This is a genomic window from Amorphoplanes friuliensis DSM 7358 (assembly GCF_000494755.1).
GTDB classification, from domain to species: domain Bacteria; phylum Actinomycetota; class Actinomycetes; order Mycobacteriales; family Micromonosporaceae; genus Actinoplanes; species Actinoplanes friuliensis.
Map to the genome: position 1 here is coordinate 6,554,533 of NC_022657.1, position 16,691 is coordinate 6,571,223.

At 70.9% G+C, this 16,691-nt stretch carries 18 protein-coding genes; 14 read left to right on the forward strand and 4 right to left on the reverse strand.

What is annotated here, in order from left to right:
* Positions 1-60 precede the first annotated feature (60 nt).
* Positions 61-426 (forward strand): nuclear transport factor 2 family protein, encoded by a 366-nt coding sequence (locus AFR_RS30225; RefSeq protein WP_023560612.1) that lies wholly within the window; start codon positions 61-63, stop codon positions 424-426.
* Between the two features lie 6 nt (positions 427-432).
* Here the strand turns inward: AFR_RS30225 and AFR_RS30230 are convergent, their stop codons facing one another.
* Together AFR_RS30230 and AFR_RS30235 are read right to left on the reverse strand one after the other, a co-directional pair.
* Positions 433-1,278 carry an NAD(P)H-hydrate dehydratase gene (locus tag AFR_RS30230; protein WP_023560613.1) on the reverse strand — a complete coding sequence of 282 codons (846 nt, stop codon included), beginning with the start codon at positions 1,276-1,278 and terminating at the stop codon, positions 433-435.
* Positions 1,262-1,990, reverse strand: a complete 729-nt coding sequence (locus tag AFR_RS30235; RefSeq protein ID WP_023560614.1) for a histidine phosphatase family protein — start codon at positions 1,988-1,990, stop codon at positions 1,262-1,264. Before AFR_RS30235 ends, AFR_RS30230 begins: the two co-directional genes overlap by 17 nt.
* A gap of 162 nt (positions 1,991-2,152) precedes the next feature.
* Here AFR_RS30235 and AFR_RS30240 point away from each other — a divergent pair, with 162 nt between their 5' ends.
* The 5 genes from AFR_RS30240 (at position 2,153) to arfA (ending at position 7,583) form a co-directional block, all read left to right on the forward strand.
* Positions 2,153-2,860, forward strand: coding sequence for a V-type ATP synthase subunit E family protein (locus tag AFR_RS30240; RefSeq protein WP_052359512.1), 708 nt, complete (start codon positions 2,153-2,155; stop codon positions 2,858-2,860).
* A gap of 136 nt (positions 2,861-2,996) precedes the next feature.
* Positions 2,997-4,301 carry an ABC transporter substrate-binding protein gene (locus AFR_RS30245; RefSeq protein WP_041841256.1) on the forward strand — a complete coding sequence of 435 codons (1,305 nt, stop codon included), beginning with the start codon at positions 2,997-2,999 and terminating at the stop codon, positions 4,299-4,301.
* A gap of 11 nt (positions 4,302-4,312) precedes the next feature.
* Complete coding sequence (locus AFR_RS30250) at positions 4,313-5,251, forward strand: carbohydrate ABC transporter permease (RefSeq protein ID WP_023560617.1); 939 nt, start codon at positions 4,313-4,315, stop codon at positions 5,249-5,251.
* 5 nt (positions 5,252-5,256) lie between these two features.
* Positions 5,257-6,099: a carbohydrate ABC transporter permease gene (locus AFR_RS30255; protein ID WP_023560618.1), complete on the forward strand. Its 843-nt coding sequence runs from the start codon at positions 5,257-5,259 to the stop codon at positions 6,097-6,099.
* A gap of 2 nt (positions 6,100-6,101) precedes the next feature.
* Positions 6,102-7,583 carry an arabinosylfuranosidase ArfA gene (gene arfA, locus AFR_RS30260; protein WP_041841257.1) on the forward strand — a complete coding sequence of 494 codons (1,482 nt, stop codon included), beginning with the start codon at positions 6,102-6,104 and terminating at the stop codon, positions 7,581-7,583.
* Here arfA and AFR_RS30265 read toward each other — a convergent pair.
* Positions 7,576-8,175: a cation:proton antiporter regulatory subunit gene (locus AFR_RS30265; RefSeq protein WP_148308114.1), complete on the reverse strand. Its 600-nt coding sequence runs from the start codon at positions 8,173-8,175 to the stop codon at positions 7,576-7,578. The two genes, arfA and AFR_RS30265, sit on opposite strands and share 8 nt — an antisense overlap.
* Positions 8,176-8,245: 70 nt before the next feature.
* Here AFR_RS30265 and AFR_RS30270 point away from each other — a divergent pair, with 70 nt between their 5' ends.
* From AFR_RS30270 to mnhG, 8 genes are all read left to right on the forward strand, one after another.
* Entirely contained in the window at positions 8,246-9,181 is a 936-nt protein-coding gene (locus AFR_RS30270) for a HAMP domain-containing sensor histidine kinase (RefSeq protein WP_023560621.1), read from the forward strand.
* Positions 9,178-9,831 (forward strand): response regulator, encoded by a 654-nt coding sequence (locus tag AFR_RS30275; protein ID WP_023560622.1) that lies wholly within the window; start codon positions 9,178-9,180, stop codon positions 9,829-9,831. The genes AFR_RS30270 and AFR_RS30275 overlap by 4 nt, the downstream gene beginning before the upstream one ends.
* 40 nt (positions 9,832-9,871) lie before the next feature.
* Positions 9,872-12,655, forward strand: a complete 2,784-nt coding sequence (locus AFR_RS30280; RefSeq protein ID WP_023560623.1) for a Na+/H+ antiporter subunit A — start codon at positions 9,872-9,874, stop codon at positions 12,653-12,655.
* Positions 12,656-12,740: 85 nt separating this feature from the next.
* Positions 12,741-13,145 (forward strand): Na(+)/H(+) antiporter subunit C, encoded by a 405-nt coding sequence (locus AFR_RS30285; protein WP_023560624.1) that lies wholly within the window; start codon positions 12,741-12,743, stop codon positions 13,143-13,145.
* Complete coding sequence (locus AFR_RS30290; protein ID WP_023560625.1) at positions 13,142-14,647, forward strand: Na+/H+ antiporter subunit D; 1,506 nt, start codon at positions 13,142-13,144, stop codon at positions 14,645-14,647. The genes AFR_RS30285 and AFR_RS30290 overlap by 4 nt, the downstream gene beginning before the upstream one ends.
* On the forward strand, positions 14,644-15,192 hold the full coding sequence (locus AFR_RS30295) for a Na+/H+ antiporter subunit E (protein WP_023560626.1): 549 nt from the start codon (positions 14,644-14,646) through the stop codon (positions 15,190-15,192). Before AFR_RS30290 ends, AFR_RS30295 begins: the two co-directional genes overlap by 4 nt.
* Positions 15,189-15,581, forward strand: coding sequence for an MrpF/PhaF family protein (locus tag AFR_RS48630; RefSeq protein WP_023560627.1), 393 nt, complete (start codon positions 15,189-15,191; stop codon positions 15,579-15,581). Before AFR_RS30295 ends, AFR_RS48630 begins: the two co-directional genes overlap by 4 nt.
* Entirely contained in the window at positions 15,578-16,000 is a 423-nt protein-coding gene (gene mnhG, locus AFR_RS30305; RefSeq protein WP_023560628.1) for a monovalent cation/H(+) antiporter subunit G, read from the forward strand. The genes AFR_RS48630 and mnhG overlap by 4 nt, the downstream gene beginning before the upstream one ends.
* Here the strand turns inward: mnhG and AFR_RS30310 are convergent.
* Entirely contained in the window at positions 15,915-16,673 is a 759-nt protein-coding gene (locus AFR_RS30310) for a metallophosphoesterase (RefSeq protein WP_023560629.1), read from the reverse strand. The genes mnhG and AFR_RS30310 overlap by 86 nt on opposite strands.
* Positions 16,674-16,691 lie beyond the last annotated feature (18 nt).

A 16,691-nucleotide genomic window follows, 5' to 3' on the forward strand; every position in this document is an offset into this window, starting at 1 on the left:
GGGTCCCGCGATTCCCACCCCGGGCCACCGCCGGCACACCCGGCAGGCAGACTGCAGGGCATGAGTGGCAAGGTGCCGGCGGCCCGGCAGGAACTGATCACCGGCTTCTACGCCGCCTTCAACCGGCGTGACCTGGACGCGTTGCTCGGCGCGCTGACCGCCGATGTGGTGTGGCCCGACGGCAGCAAGGGCGGCTCGCTCTCCGGCACCGACGAGGTCCGCGACCACTGGACCCGCCAGTGGGCGCAGAGCAACCCGTCGTTCGTGCCCACCGGCTTCCGCCCCGAGAAGGACGGCCGCGTCGCCGTGCTGGTTCGTCAGGTCGTCAAGGACAAGGCCGGCGCGACGCTCAGCGAGGGCCAGGTCATCCACGTCTACCGCTTCGCCGAGGACCTGGTCTCGGAGATGGAGATCCGCGAGATCTGAACGGCGTCAGACCGTCGCGATCGTGGACGCCACCTCGTCGACCAGCTCGCGGGCCAGGAAACCCGTGCGGCCGTGGCGCGGGGCCAGCCGCTGACCGCTGACCGCGTGCGCGAAGGCGCCCCAGCACGCCGCCTGGGCCGGTTCGGCGCCGCGGCCCAGCAGACCGGCGACGATGCCCGCGCGGACGTCACCGCTGCCGGAGGTGCCCAGGCCGGCGTCGCCGCTCTCCTCGCGCCACGCGCGTCCGTCCGGCGCCGCGATGTGGCCGAAAAGGCTCACCGTGGCGGCGTACCGGTCGGACAGCTCGCGGGCCTCGGCGGCCAGGTCGTCGCTCGGCTCGCGGCCCAGCAGATGCTCGGCCTCGGTGACGTTCGGCGTCAGGACAAAACCCTGCGAGCGGCCGGCCAGCAGATCCGGCTCCTTGCTCAGAGCGCCCAGCGCGTACGCGTCCAGCACGATCGCCGTGTCCTTGGCCGCCACGTCCAGCACCCGGTGCAGCAGCCGGGCGGTGCCCTCGATGTCGTTGAGGCCCGGCCCGACCGCCACGACGTCGGCCTCACCCGCCAGCCGCGACAGCTCGTCCTCGTTCTCGGGCAGGCCGATCACCAGTGCCTCGGGGACGGCGATGCTCAGCGCGGACGCGGTCGACGACTCGACGGCCAGCTGCAGGCGCCCGGCCCCGGCCCGCAGCGCGCCGACACCGGCGAGCAGCGCGGCGCCGGGGGTGAAACGGGACCCGCCGACGACCAGGACCGTGCCGCGGGCCAGCTTGCCGCCCTGCGGGTTCGGCAGCGGCCAGTCCCGCAGCAGCTGCGGTGTGATGACCCGTTCGGTCTCAGACGGGCTCGGCATTGACTTCCTCCTGCTTGGTGGGCGGGGCCCCCTGCTCGTGCAGGTGGGCGACCGCGTTGAACATCTCCGGGTGCAGCACCCCGCCGGTGCGGCGCCAGGAGCTGATCGAGCAGTTCGCCATCGTGGTGGCGTGGGCGATCTCCATCAGCTGCGCCTCGCTGAGCGACTCGGCCAGGTAGCGCACCAGCAGCACCGTCGCCTCGTGGCCGAAGAGCAGCACCCGGCCGCCGGGGTGGTCCTGGCGGATCTCGCGCAGCACGGCGCGCAGGCGCAGCAGGACGTCGGCCCAGGACTCGCCGCCCGGCGGGCGGTAGTAGAACTTCCCGAGCCGGGCCCGGCGCGCGAACTCGTCCGGCAGGCGGGTGCGCACCCCGTGGCCGGTCAGCAGGTCGAGGACCCCCAGCTCGCGGTCACGCAGTCGCTCGTCGACGACCGCGGTGATGCCGGTGCCCTCCAGGGCCAGTTCGGCGGTCTGCCGGGTCCGCAGGTACGGCGAGACGACGGCGATCGTGGGGCGCTGCCCGGCGGGCCGGTCCGCGAGCCACTGCCCGACGGCCCGGGCCTGGTCACGGCCGGTTTCCGAGAGCGGCACGTCGGCGTCACGCTCCGGGATGTCGATCGCCTCGAGGCCCTCGGTCTCCGCCTCCTGGGCGATCACGTTGCCGGTGCTCTGCCCGTGCCGCACGATCCCCAGCCATTCCAGTTCATCCACGCGGTGCTCATACCCGGGTGCCGCGACGGGTAACGCCGCGTGCGTGATTTGTCCCAATCAACCGGCCGAGACCGCGCCGGATCGGGGCCCAGCGCGTTATGAGGATGGCCGGACCTCAGCGGTCCGGCCACGACGCTCATTGACACGAACTGGAGGTCTCCCGTGACTGACAATCAGATAAAAGCTCGTGTCAAGGCGGTGCTCGGCGGCTCGGCGGACAGCGCGACCTCGGAACATCCCCTGGTCATCCCCGGAGGCCCGACACGGCCCGACAACGCGCTGCAGGTGCTGACCCTGGCGCAGCGCACCGCCGAGGAACACATCGCGGCGGCGAACCGGCACGCGGAGAAGATCCGTACGGACGCGCAGGCCGCGGCCGACCAGTCCGCCCGCGACGCCCAGGTGCACGCGCACAACGTCCGCAAAGAGGCGGACAAGGTCCTCAACGACGCCCGGGCGACCTCGGAGCAGGCGGCCCGTGACGCCCGGATCCGCGCCGACGAGGCTCAGCGCAAGGCCGACCAGATCCTGGCCGACGCCAACGCGCAGTCGCAGACGATCATCGGTGAGGCCGAGGGCCACGCCGAGCAGCTCAAGTCGCAGGCCCAGCAGCGCTACGAGGACTCCGTGGGCAGCCTGATCGCCAAGCGCGAGGCGCTGCAGCAGCAGATCGAGTCGCTCGAGAACTTCGACCGCGAGTACCGCACGCGGCTGACCACGTTCATGCAGGGCCAGCTGCGTGCTCTGTGGGTCGACCAGCCGCAGGTCGGCCACGACCTGACGCCGGAGCCCGCGGCGCAGCAGCAATCGCAGCAGCAGGACGAGGCGAAGCCGGACGCCGAGCAGGACAAGGCCTCCGAGCAGCAGTAGCCGGCGGTGGCGCCGCGGGACCCCGTCCGGGGACCGCGGCGCCCGGCGGGATCATTCTCCATTCGCGGACGGTCCTTCTCGTCTTGCGAAGACCGATTCCTGGACTCGTTCGCAGCCGCGGCGGCAGGCTCCGTTCATGACATTGACCCGACGCGCACTGCTGAGCGGCACCGCAGCCGCGACGGCTCTGGGGCTGACGGGGTGTGCCGGGCTCACGCCGGGCCGGGACACCAGCGGGTCGCTCGACTTCTGGAACCTCTTCGGAGGCGGCGACGGCGTCCGGATGACCCAGATGCTCGACGGTTTCCGCACCGCGAACCCCGGGATCGAGCTCAGCGCCGTCACCCTGGCCTGGGGCAATCCGTACTACACGAAGCTGTCGCTGGCCACCCTGGGTGACAAGCCGCCGGACGTCGCCATCTCGCATCTGACGCGGATGAAAACCCTGGTCGCCTCCGACCTGCTGGAGGAGCTGCGGCCCGAGGACCTGGCCCGGCACGGCATCGCCGCGGACAAGTTCACCGAGCGTGCCTGGCAGGCCGGGCTCGTCGACGGCAAGGCGTACGCGATCCCGATCGACACCCACCCGTTCGTGATGTTCTACAACACCGACATCTGCGAGAAGGCGGGGCTGCTCGACTCCTCCGGGGCGCTGACGCCGCTGGACAGCCCGGAGAAGTTCCTCGACGCGATGAAGCGCGCCAAGGAAGCCTCCGGCGCGTACGGCGGGGTCGTGACGGTCAACAACGACACGTCGACGCCGTGGCGGATCTTCCAGTCGCTCTACAGCCAGCTCGGCGGCGAGACGCTGACCGACGAGGGCCGCCGGGTGGTCATCGACGACGCCAAGGCCACACAGGTGCTCGGCTTCCTGCAGTCGCTGACCAAGGACGGGCTGTTCCCGGCCGACATCGACTACCAGGGTGCGATCGCCACCTTCGCCAACGGCCAGGCCGGTTTCTACTTCCAGGGCGAGTGGGAGATCTCCACCTTCCAGACCGCCAAGATGCCGTTCTCCATGACGCTCTTCCCCAACCTGTACGGCGGCAGCACGTACGCCGTGCAGGCGGACTCCCACACGCTGGTCATCCCCCGTCAGCCGAAACAGGACACCGCGCAGCTCGACCGTTCGCTGCTGCTGGTCCGCTCGATGCTGGACCAGAGCAAGACGTGGGCCGAGGGCGGGCACGTGCCGACCTGGCTGCCGTTCCGCGACAGCGCCGAATACCAGGCCATGACGCCGCAGTCGAACTACGCGGCGGCGGCCGACGGGGCCGTCTACGACCCGGACGGCTGGTACTCCGGGTCCGGCTCGAACTTCGAGATCGTCACCGGATCAGCGGTCGCCACCGTGCTCAGCGGTCAGGCGGCGCCCGCCGACGCGCTGAGCCGGATGCGCGGCCAGCTCGAGACCCTGTCCACGACCGCGTCACCCATCTGAGGGGGTGCCTGGTGACCACCGAGACCGCCGTACGCCCCCGCGACGCCGCCGAGCCCGGAACACCACCGCCGGAGAAGCGCGGCTGGACCGGCCTGCCCGCGCTGGGCTTCCTGGCGCCGTTCCTGATCCTCTACCTGGCCTTCATCATCGGTCCCACGATCTACGGCCTGGTGATGAGCTTCTTCGACACCAGCCTGGTCAAGCCGGGGCTGTCGACCTTCGCCGGCTTCGGCAACTACGCCGAGGCGCTGCAGAGCGGTGACTTCTGGTCGTCGCTGTGGCACACGCTCTGGTTCACGATCCTGACCACGCCGCCGCTGATCATCCTGGCGTTCGTCTTCGCGCTGCTGGCCGACCGGGCCAAACACGGCCGCTGGTTCTTCCGGCTGGCGTTCTTCGCGCCGTACATCCTGCCGTCCGCGGTCGTGGCGCTGATCTGGATCTTCATCTACACCCCGGGGCTGGGCCTGATCGAGGCCGGCCTGCTCAAGATCGGCATCACCTCGCCGAACTGGCTGGGCGACCCGAACTGGGCGATGCCGTCGCTGGCGATGACCACGATCTGGTGGACGCTGGGCTTCAACTTCGTGCTCTACCTGGCCGGCCTGCAGGAGATCCCGCGCGACCTCTACGAGGCGTCCTCGATGGACGGTGCGACACCCTGGCAGCAGATCCGCCGGATCACCATCCCGATGCTGGGACGCACGACGACGCTGGTCGCGGTGCTGCAGGTGATCGCCTCGCTCAAGGTCTTCGACCAGATGTACATCATGACCTCCGGCGGGCCGAACTTCGCCACCCGCTCGATCCTGCAGTACGTCTACGACGAGGGCTTCACCAACTTCCGGGTCGGGTACGCCGCGGCCGTCTCGATGCTGTTCTTCCTGGTCGTGCTGGCCGTCTCGGCGGTGTGGTTCGCGATCGTGCGGCGCCAGGAAAGGGAGGTGTGACAGCGATGACCGATCTTGCCCAGCGGGCCGACTTCCGCATCAAGCTGTTCAACCGCATCTGCTTCGGGGTGCTGATCGCCTTCGCCCTGGTCTGGATCGTGCCGCTGGCCTGGGCGCTGGACACCGCGCTCAAGCCCAACGCCGAGACCACCCGCACCACGTGGGCGATCGCGGATCCGACCGTGGACGCGTTCGGGCGGATGCTGCGCGACACCGACATCCTGACCTGGTTCGGCTCGAGCCTGTTCATCGCGACACTGTCGGCCGCCGGGACCGTGCTGGTCGCCAGCCTGGCCGCGTTCGCGTTGTCCCGGATGAGGTTCCGCTACCGCAACGTCGTCTTCTGGGTCGTGCTGGCCGGCATCATGATCCCCGGCCAGGTGCTGATCGTGCCGTGGTTCCGCCAGTTCGACGCGCTCGGCCTGCTCAACACCTGGTGGGCGGTGAGCCTGCCGCAGATCCCCACCGCGATCGCCGTGTTCATCTTCAAGCAGTTCTTCGACGGCCTGCCCAAGGAGCTCGAGGAGGTCGCCCGCACCGACGGCGCGAGCTACCTGCGGATCTACGGCCGCATCATCATGCCGCTGGCTCGCCCGGCGGTCGCGGCCGTCGCCATCTTCACCTTCGTCCAGTCGTGGAACGATCTTCTCTGGCCGTTGCTCGTCCTGAGCAATCCGGACATCATGACCATCCCCGTCGGCCTGGCCACCGTCCAGGGTGCGTTCGGCATCCGGTACGCCGACACGATGGCATCCGCCATCCTCGGCGCGATTCCGCTCGTCGCCGTGTTCCTGCTGTTCCAGCGTCATATCGTCGAGGGCATCGCCGGCAGCGGCCTGAAAGGTTGAGCATGCTTGTCTCCTCCATGACCGTCGACCCCGCGTTCCGGGTGGGTGAGGTCGACCCGCGGCTCTACGGCTCGTTCGTCGAGCACATGGGCCGGTGCGTCTACACCGGCATCTACGAGCCGGGTCATCCGACCGCGGACGAAAACGGTTTCCGCCGTGACACCGCCGAACTGGTCCGCGAGCTCGGTGCGCCGATCGTGCGGTACCCCGGGGGGAACTTCGTCTCCGGGTACCGGTGGGAGGACGGCATCGGGCCGGTCGGTGAGCGGCCGACACGCCTGGATCTGGCCTGGCGGTCGCTGGAGACCAACCACGTCGGGATCGGCGAGTTCATGACGTGGGCCCGGACCGTCGGTGTGGAACCGATGATGGCGGTCAACCTGGGCACCCGGGGCATCGACGCGGCCCGGTCACTGGTCGAGTACTGCAACCTGCCCGGCGGCACCTACTGGTCGGATCTGCGCGGCGGTGACCCGTACGGGATCAAGACCTGGTGTCTGGGCAACGAGCTGGACGGGCCCTGGCAGATCGGCCACAAGACCGCCACCGAGTACGCCCGGCTGGCCCTCGAGACGGCCAAGGCGATGCGCCAGGTCGACCCGTCGATCGAGCTGGTCGCGTGCGGCAGTTCGGGGCGCCAGATGCCGACGTTCGGCAGCTGGGAGGCGACCGTGCTCGGCGAGACCTACGACGCGGTCGACTACGTCTCGATGCACGGCTACTACCAGCAGCACGGCGACGACCGCGACAGCTTCCTGGCCTGCGCGACCGACATGGACCATTTCATCGACGAGGTCGTCGCCACCGCCGACCACGTCCGCGCGGTCGGCCGGCACAGCAAGAAGATCAACATCTCGTTCGACGAGTGGAACGTCTGGTACCAGAGCCGTTTTGCCGGCGAGACCAACCTCGAGATCGAGGAGGCGCCGCACCTGATCGAGGACGTCTACTCGGTCACCGACGCGGTTGTGGTCGGCAATCTGCTGATCAGCCTGCTGCGCCACGCCGACCGCGTGAAGATCGGCTGCCAGGCCCAGCTGGTCAACGTCATCGCCACGATCATGACCGAGCCCGGCGGCGCGGCGTGGCGTCAGGCGTCCTTCCACCCGTACGCGCTGACGACCCGTTACGGCCGCGGCACGGTGCTGCAGCCCGCGATCACCGCCCCCATGCACGAGACCGCCCGCCACGGCGAGGTGCCGCTGCTGGACGCGGTGGCGGTGCAGTCCGACGCCGGTGTGGTGGTGTTCGCGGTCAACCGCTCGCAGACCGAGCCGATGACCCTGGACGTCGACCTGCGCGCACTGCCGGCGCTGTCGCAGGCCGCGCACACGGTGATCGCCGACGACGACCCCGACGCGGTCAACACGGTCCAGGAGCCGGACCGTGTGACCCCGCGCAGCCTCGACGACCCGAAGGTCGACGGCGGGCGTCTGCAGGTCGTGCTGCCCGCCCTGTCCTGGAACATGATCAGGATCAGCTGACGGCGGCGATCAGGGCCGTCAGCGCGACGATGCCCGGGTCGTCGCCGACGGCGACCACGGTGTCGCCGTGGCGCAGCACAAACCCGGGATCCGGCGCCGGGATGACCTCGTCGTCGCGTTCCACCGCGACGACGGAGACGCCGGTGTGCGTCCGGGCGCGGGTCTCGCGCAGCGCGACCCCGTCGTAGGCCGAGCCGGCCGGGATCCGCAGGCGCACGGCGGAGATGCCGGCGATGAGCCGCTCGAGCTCGCCGACGTGGTCGACGGTGACGGTCCCGGCCAGCAGGCCGGCCAGCTGGTGGGCCTCGTGGTCCTCCAGCGTCACCGTCCGGGCGGCCTGCTCCGGGTCCTCGGTGTCGTAGACGACCAGATCCCGGCGCCCGCTGAGATGGCTGACGACGCCGAGCCGCTGCTGTGCGGCGGTCGTCACGGAATGGCTGATGCCGACACCCGGCAGGGCCGTGCGCTCGATGGTCATCGTCTCCCTCTCCGGCTGGTGGTGCCTGCTGCTGTCTCCAGGCTGACCCGCCCGCGGGCCGTCGACCATCCGGGCCGGCACCCATTTGTGCTTCTCACGAGTGGGTGTCAGCACGGATGGACAGGGCGCCCGCGGCTCGTCAGGCTGGTAGGCACAAGACCACGAAGGTAGGAGGGGCACCCGGGTGACACTGTTCTGGCGGATCTTCTCACTGAACGCGGCCGTGCTGGCCGTCGCGACGGTGGGGCTGCTGCTCGGACCCGTCACTGTGTCCACCCCTGTGGTGCTGACCGAGGCGGTCGTGCTGATCGGCGGTCTGGCCGCGATGCTCGTCGCCAACGCCGTGCTGCTGCGCATCGGCCTCGCCCCGCTCGCCCGGCTGACCCGCACGATGACCACGATCGACCTGCTCAAGCCCGGCACCCGGCTGCCGGTGACCGGTCGTGCGGGCATCGCCGCGCTGATCCGGGCCTTCAACGCCATGCTCGACCGGCTCGAGACCGAGCGCGCCACCAGCGCCGCCCGGGCCCTGTCGGCGCAGGAGGCCGAGCGCAAGCGGGTCGCTCAGGAGCTGCACGACGAGATCGGCCAGACCCTGACCGCCGTGCTGCTGGAGCTCAAACGGGTCGCCGACCAGTCGCCCCCGCCGGTCCGCGACCAGCTGCGCCAGGTGCAGGAGACCACCCGCAACAGCCTGGACGAGATCCGGCGCATCGCCCGGCGGTTGCGTCCCGGTGTCCTGGAGGAGCTCGGGCTGACCAGTGCGCTGCGCGCGCTGACCACGGAGTTCTCCACCGCCGGCCTGGCCGTGCAGCGCCAGATCGGCCCCGACCTGCCCACTCTCAGCGAGGATGTCGAGCTCGTGCTCTACCGCGTCGCCCAGGAGGGCCTGACCAACGTGGCCCGCCACGCCGACGCCCGGCACGCGGCGCTGATCCTGCGCCGCGAGGGTGACGGGGTCGAGCTGCGCATCCGCGACGACGGCCGGGGTGTGGGCACCGCCTCCGAGGGCGCCGGCATCCACGGCATGCGCGAGCGGGCGCTGCTCATCGGCGCTGCGCTGACGGTGGCTCCCGGGCCCGAGGGTGGCACCGACGTGAGCCTGCGGGTGACCCGATGACCGCGCCCACCCGGATCCTGCTCGCGGACGACCACGCCCTGGTGCGCCGCGGTGTGCGCCTGATCCTCGACCAGGAGAGCGACCTCACCGTGATCGGCGAGGCCGCCGACGGCGCCGAGGCGGTCGAGCTGGCCCGCGCCGACCCTCCCGACCTGGCGATCCTCGACATCGCGATGCCCCGGATGACGGGCCTGCAGGCGGCCCGCGAGCTCAACCGCCGGCTGCCCGCGCTGCGGATCCTCTTTCTGACCATGTACGACAACGAGCAGTACTTCTTCGAGGCGCTGCGGGTCGGCGCGGCCGGGTACGTGCTGAAGTCGGCCGCCGACCGTGACCTCGTCGAGGCCTGTCACGCGGCGATGCGCGACGAACCGTTCCTCTACCCCGCCGCGGAGACGGCGCTGGTGCGCGACTACCTCGACCGGGCGCGGGCCGGTGGCGACATCCCGGCCCGGGCGGTCACCGACCGCGAGGAAGAGGTCCTCAAGCTGGTCGCCGAGGGCCACTCGACCCGCGAGATCGCCGAGCTGCTCTACATCAGCCACAAGACCGTCGAGCGGCACCGGTCCAACATCCTGCAGAAACTCGGCCTGCGCGACCGGCTGGAGCTGACCCGGTACGCGATCCGCGCCGGACTCATCGAACCCTGACACCGATCACCACCTGAGCCATCCGCCGAAAGGGGACGGAGTGCTCGTTCTGTTGATGACGCATGCCCTGGCGGCGGTGCTGGCGCCTGTTCTGGTGCGACGTGCCGGCCGTCCGGCCCTGTACGCCCTGGCCCTCGTACCGGCCGCCGCCTGCCTCTGGGCCCTGGCCCAGACCTCGCGAGTGCTCGACGGGCGCCCGCCGACCGAACGTTATCCGTGGGTGCCGCAGCTCGGGGCCGAGGTCGCCCTGCGGCTGACGACCCTGCCCTGGCTGATGGTCGTGCTCGTCGGCGGCATCGGTGCGGTCGTGCTCGCGTACAGCGCCCGGTACTTCGCCCGCGACGACCGGGGGCTGGGGCGTTTTGCCGCGGTGTTCCTGGCGTTCGCGGGGGCGATGGCCGGGCTCGTGCTCGCCGACGACCTCGTGGTGCTCTACGTCTTCTGGGAGCTCACCACCGTCTTTTCGTACCTGTTGATCGGCAACGACCCGGAGCACGGGCCGAGCCGGCGCGCGGCGATGCAGGCCCTGCTGGTCACCACCGTCGGCGGGCTGGCGATGCTGGTCGGCTTCGTGATGCTCGGCCAGCACGCCGGCACGTACCGGCTGTCGGAGATCATGGCCGCGCCGCCGCCGTCGGCCGGTTACCTCGGGACGGCGCTCGCGCTGATCCTGCTCGGCGCGCTGTCGAAGTCGGCGATCTTCCCGTTCGGCTTCTGGCTGCCCGCCGCGATGACCGCGCCCACACCGGTGTCGGCCTATCTGCACGCCGCGTCGATGGTCAAGGCCGGGATCTTCCTGATCGCGGTGCTGGGCCCGGCGTTCGCCACCGACCTGCCGTGGCGCCCGATGCTGGTGATCGGCGGTCTGATCACGCTGATCTCGGGGGCGTGGGCGGCGCTGCGGCAGCACGACCTGAAGCTGCTGCTCGCGTACGGGACGGTCAGCCAGCTCGGGCTGCTCGCGGTGGTGTTCGGGGCGGGCAACCGCAACGCCGCGCTGGCCGGGACGGCGATGCTGCTCGCGCACGCGCTGTTCAAGGCGGCGCTGTTCCTCGTCGTCGGCATCATCGACCACACAGCCGGGACCCGTGACCTGCGGGAGCTCAGCGGGCTCGGCACCCGGATGCCCGTCCTGGCGGTGACCGCGGCGCTGGCGGCGGCGTCGATGGCCGGGGTGCCGCCGCTGGCCGGGTTTGTCGGCAAGGAAGCGATCTTCGCGGCCTTCACCGGCGAGCCGCTCGTGCTGACCGTGCTGGTCGCCGGCTCGGCGCTGACGGTCGCCTACAGCCTGCGTTTCCTGTGGGGTGCGTTCGCGAACAAGCCCGGGATCGAGGCGGTCAAGGCGGCACCGCCCGGCTGGGCCTTTGTCACCCCCGCCGCGCTGCTCGCCGGGGCCGGGCTCGCCGCCGGACTCGCCGCCCCGGTCGTCGACCGCCTGATCACCGGGTACGCGGACGAGTACGCCGCTCCCGCGTACCCGTACCACCTGGCGCTGTGGCACGGGCCCGGTCTGCCGCTGCTGCTGACCGCCGTGGCGCTGGCCGCCGGCACCGTGATCTTCCTGCTGCTGCGCAACCGGGCCGTGACACCGGCCCGGCGCGGCTCGGCCTACACCCGCGTGATGGCCGGCGTCGACCGGCTGGCGGTCGAGGTGACCGGTGCGACCCAGCGGGGTTCGCTGCCGTTCTACGTCGGCGTGATCCTCGTCGTGATGGTGATCCTCGGCGGCGCCACCCTGCTCGCCGGCACGCCGTGGCCGGTGGGCGTGCGGCTGTGGGACTCCCCCGCGCAGGCCGTCGCCGGGATCGCCGTCATCGTCGCCGCGCTCTTCGCCGCCCGGTCCCGGCGCCGGCTGACCGCGATGGTCCTGGTCGGCGTCTCCGGGTACGGCATCGCCGTGCTGTTCGTGCTGCACGGCGCACCCGACCTGGCGCTGACCCAGTTCCTCGTCGAGACCGTCACCATCGTGATGTTCGTGCTCGTACTGCGGCGGCTGCCCGAGGAGTTCTCCGCGCGGCCGCTGGCGTTCACCCGCCGGGTGCGCGGTGCCCTGGCCCTCGCGGTCGGCACCGTCACCGCCGCGATGGCGTACGCGGCGGTCGGCGGCCGCCAGGCGGTGCCGATCTCGACGGAGTTCCCGGACCTCGCGGTCTCCTACGGCGGCGGCACCAACATCGTCAACGTGGCGCTGGTCGACATCCGCGCCTGGGACACCATGGGCGAGATCTCCGTCCTGGTGGTCGCCGCGACCGGGGTGGCCAGCCTGATCTTCCGGCGTACCGGTGCCCTGGAACGCCGCAGCGCCGAGCAGGGCACCGGGCGTCACCCGGCCGGGGAATCGGCCGGCTGGCTCGCCGCCGGTGACACGCCGGAGGCCCGGCGGCAGTCGATCATCCTGCAGGTGGTGACACGGCTGATGTTCCACACCGTGCTGCTGTTCTCCGTCTACCTGCTGTTCTCGGGGCACAACGCGATCGGTGGCGGCTTCGCCGGTGGCCTGGTCGCCGGTCTGGCCCTGACCGTCCGCTACCTGGCCGGCGGTCGCCGCGAGCTGAACGCGGCCGCCCCCGTCGACGCCGGGCTGGTGCTCGGCTCGGGGCTGCTCGTCGCCGTCGGCAGCGGGGTGGTCGCGATGTTCTTCGGCGGCGAGGTGCTGCAGAGCGCCCTGCTCGACGTCCACCTGCCCCTGCTCGGCGACCTCCACCTCGCGACCTCGGTCTTCTTCGACGTCGGCGTCTACCTCATCGTCGTCGCCCTGGTCCTGGAGATCCTGCGCAGCCTCGGTTCCGAACTAGACCGACAACACGAAAGGGAGCCGGCATGACCGCCTGCACCGAGCCTCGCCCACCGCGAGCCGGCGACGGCCGTGACGGCGAGGGCCAGAAGGGCATGCCAAAGGAGGGCACAGCATGACACCGAATCTGTTGTACGTGATCGTCGTCGGCGTGCTCTTCGCCACGGGGGTGTCGCTTCTGCTCGAACGCAGTCTCACCCGGATCGTGATGGGGGTGATCCTGCTCGGCAACGGCGCCAACCTGCTGATCCTGCTCGGCGGCAAGGCGGGCGGCGCCCCGATCGTCGGCGCGACACCCGACGCCGAGATGAGTGACCCGCTGCCGCAGATCATGATCCTCACGGCCATCGTCATCACCCTGGGCATGACCGCGTTCCTGCTCGCCCTGGCCTATCGCAGCTGGGCGCTGACCGGCCACGACGAGGTGCAGGACGACGTCGAGGACCGCCGCATCATGCGGCTCGCCGAGCAGGACGAGGGCCCCGGCACCGACGACACCGAGGCCGGTGCTCCCCGATGACCTTCCTCGTCCCGCTACCGGTGGTGATGCCGCTGATCGGCGCGGCCCTGACGCTGATGATGGCCGGCAAGCCGCGCGCCCAGCGCACCGTGAGCCTCACCGTCCTGACCGGCACGCTCCTCGTGTCGATCGCGCTGCTCGTTCTCTCCACGATGGACGGTCCGCTGGTGGTGGCGGTCGGCGGCTGGGTCGCGCCGCTGGGCATCGTGCTGGTCGCCGATCAGCTCGCCGCGTTGATGCTGGTGGTCTCGTCGGCGGTCACGGTCTGCGTGCTCGTCTACTCGATCGGCCAGGGCATGGCCGACGGCAACGAGGAGACACCGCTCTCGATCTACCACCCGACGTACCTGATCCTGACCGCCGGTGTCACCAACGCGTTCCTGGCCGGCGACCTGTTCAACCTCTACGTCGGCTTCGAGATCCTGCTGGTGGCCAGCTACGTGCTGCTCACCCTGGGCGGGACCGAGAACAGGATCCGGGCCGGTACGACGTACGTGGTGGTCAGCCTGGTCTCGTCCCTGATCTTCCTGACCGCCATCGGGCTGGTCTACGCCGCGACCGGCACCCTCAACCTGGCCCAGCTCGTCGGCCGTCTCGACGCGCTGCCCGACAGCCTGCGGCTGATGCTGCAGGGCATGCTGCTGCTCGCGTTCGGCATCAAGGCGGCGGTCTTCCCGCTGTCGGCGTGGCTGCCCGACAGCTATCCCACCGCCCCGGCACCGGTCACGGCCGTCTTCGCCGGTCTGCTCACCAAGATCGGCGTGTACGCGATCATCCGTACCGAGACGCTGCTCTTCCCGGGCGGACGGGCTGCCAATCTGCTGATGGTCGCCGCGTTGCTGACCATGGTGATCGGCATCCTCGGTGCGGTCGCCCAGTCCGACATCAAACGGCTGCTGTCGTTCACCCTGATCAGCCACATCGGTTATCTGCTCTTCGGTGTCGGGCTGTCCACCCGTCTCGGGCTGGCCAGCGCGATCTTCTACGTCGTGCACCACATCACCATCCAGACGACGCTGTTCCTCACCGCGGGGTTGATCGAACGCCGGGGTGGCAGCACCGGTCTCGAACGCCTGGGCGGGCTGGCACGGCTGTCGCCGCTGCTCGCGGGGCTCTTCTTCGTACCGGCGCTGAACCTGGCCGGGATCCCGCCGTTCTCCGGTTTCATCGGCAAGATCGGCCTGCTGCAGGCCGGCGCCGACGACGGCGGCCCGCTCGCCTGGTCCCTGGTCGCCGGTGGTGTCCTGACCAGCCTGCTCACGCTGTACGCGATCGCCCGCGTCTGGAACCTCGCGTTCTGGCGCGGCCCGAACCCGGCCCTGCCGGAGGCCTCGCGCGCTCTGCTACCCCGGCTGATGGTCGCGCCGACGCTGGCGCTGGTCGTGCTGGGTGTGGGCCTGACCGTCGTGGCCGGGCCGCTGTTCGACATCAGCGACCAGGCCGCGGGCTACCTGCTCGAACGCAGCGGATATGTCCACGCCGTCTTCCCGGAGGGGCCATGAGCACACGGTGGCAGAAGTGGCGCGACCGCCTGGTCGCCGCAGGAGGCCTGACCGTCATCTGGGTCCTGCTGTGGGGCCGCCCGACCCCGATCACCATCGCCGGTGGGCTGCTGGTCGCCGCGGTGATCCTGACCGTCTTCCCGTTGCCGCAGGTCACCGTGGCCGGCCGGATCAACCTGGTGGGGGTGCTGCGGTTCGCCGGGAAGTTCCTGGTGGACCTGGTCGCGGCCAGCATCCAGATCGCGCTGCTGGCGTTCCGCTTCGGTCACGTGCCGCGCAGCGCCGTCATCGCCGTCCGGCTCCGGGCGCCGTCCGACATCACCCTGACCCTGACCGCCGAGGCCCTGTCGCTGGTGCCCGGCAGCCTCATCGTCGAGGTCGACCGCGAGCAGGGCGTGCTCTACGTCCACGTCCTGGGGATGCGCGACAGCAGCGAGGCCGACGGCTTCCGGCAGAGCGTCCTCGACCTGGAGGCCCGCATCGTCCACGCCCTCGGCTCCACCGCCGACCGGGACCGGATCTCACGGAAGGACCTCGCCGCATGACCGCCGTAGCCGCCGTCATCACCGTCCTGCTGGCCGCCGGGACGGCCCTGACCATGGTCCGGGTGATCCGCGGACCGTCGACGCTGGACCGGATCGTGGCCACCGACGTCCTGCTCGCCATTGTCGTCGTGGCCATCGCCTGCGTGGCCGCCATCACCCGCGACGCGACGGCCCTGCCGATCCTGGCGGTGCTCTCCATCCTCGGGTTCACGGGCTCGGTAAGCGTCGCCCGCTTCGCCACCCGCAAGGCCGCCGGTCACCCTTCCCCGGATCCCCCGCTCGACCGGGTGTCACCGCCCGACCGGGAGCCGGCGCTCGACCGGCAGCCGGCGCTCGACCGGCAGCCGGCGCTCGACCGGCAGCCGGCGCTCGACCGGGAGTCGCCGTGACTGCCGCGCTCGACGTCATCGCCGCTGTCTGCCTGGTGGCGGGCGCTCTGCTGAGCCTGGCCGCCGGGGTCGCCCTGGTGCGCTTCCCGGACCTGCTGTCGCGGATGCACGCGGCCACCAAACCGCAGGTGCTCGGGCTGCTGCTCGTGCTGCTCGGCTGCGGCCTGCGGCTGCGCGACACGGTCGACACCACGACGCTGCTGCTGGTCGCAGTGTTCCAGCTCGGCACCGCACCGGTGGCCGCCCACATGATCGGCCGGGCGGGCTACCGCGCCGGTCAGGCCCGCGCCGACCTGCTGCTGCTCGACGAACTGGCCGAGCGCGCCGACCGCGTCAACCCAGCAACGTCGCACCCTCGAACACCAGCGGAGACCACCGCGGCGCCCCCGTCCGGCCGTGTCTCGGATCGCACCCGATGAACCGGGCGCCACCGATCCGCGTCACCGTGTGCCGGGCGTCCCAGTCCACGGTGGATCGCTGCCGGATCCGTTCACCACACCTCCAGGTACGCGTGGGGAAGTCGACGATCGTCGAATGACCGTGCACCTGACCGAACGGTGGCGGCACCCCGGCGCGCAGCCACGACTCGTACACGTCGGAACCGGCCTCGGCCCAGAGCGGCCCGCGCTCGTCGCGGAGCAGCTCCTCGGGTCGCGTGTTGAGCAGGTCCGCCGCCGTGCCCGCGGTCACCGGCGCACCCAGCTCGTTCCAGGCGTCGACGGTCAGGGCCGCATGGGTCAGCAGAAACTCCTCACCATCGGCGGTCCGCAGCGCGGCGGCCACCCGGATCCGGTCGCGCAACCACCACGAACGCAGCAGCTGCGTGTCCTCGTCGCTGATCGGTTCGGGCCAGAACACTTCCCCGTCGAGGTACTGCTCCTCGTGGTTGCCGATGAGCTGAATCCACCGGCGCGGCGCGGTGGCGAGCCGCTCGGCGACGAACCGCAGCACACCCGTGCTGTCGGGTCCGCGGTCGACCAGATCCCCGACCTGCACGACCACGGTGTCCTCGTCCTCGACCACACCGGCCATCGCCTCGGCGAGGTGCGTCACGCAGCCGCCGACGTCCCCGACCACCACGATCCGCGTCATCGTGACCCTCCCCGATCC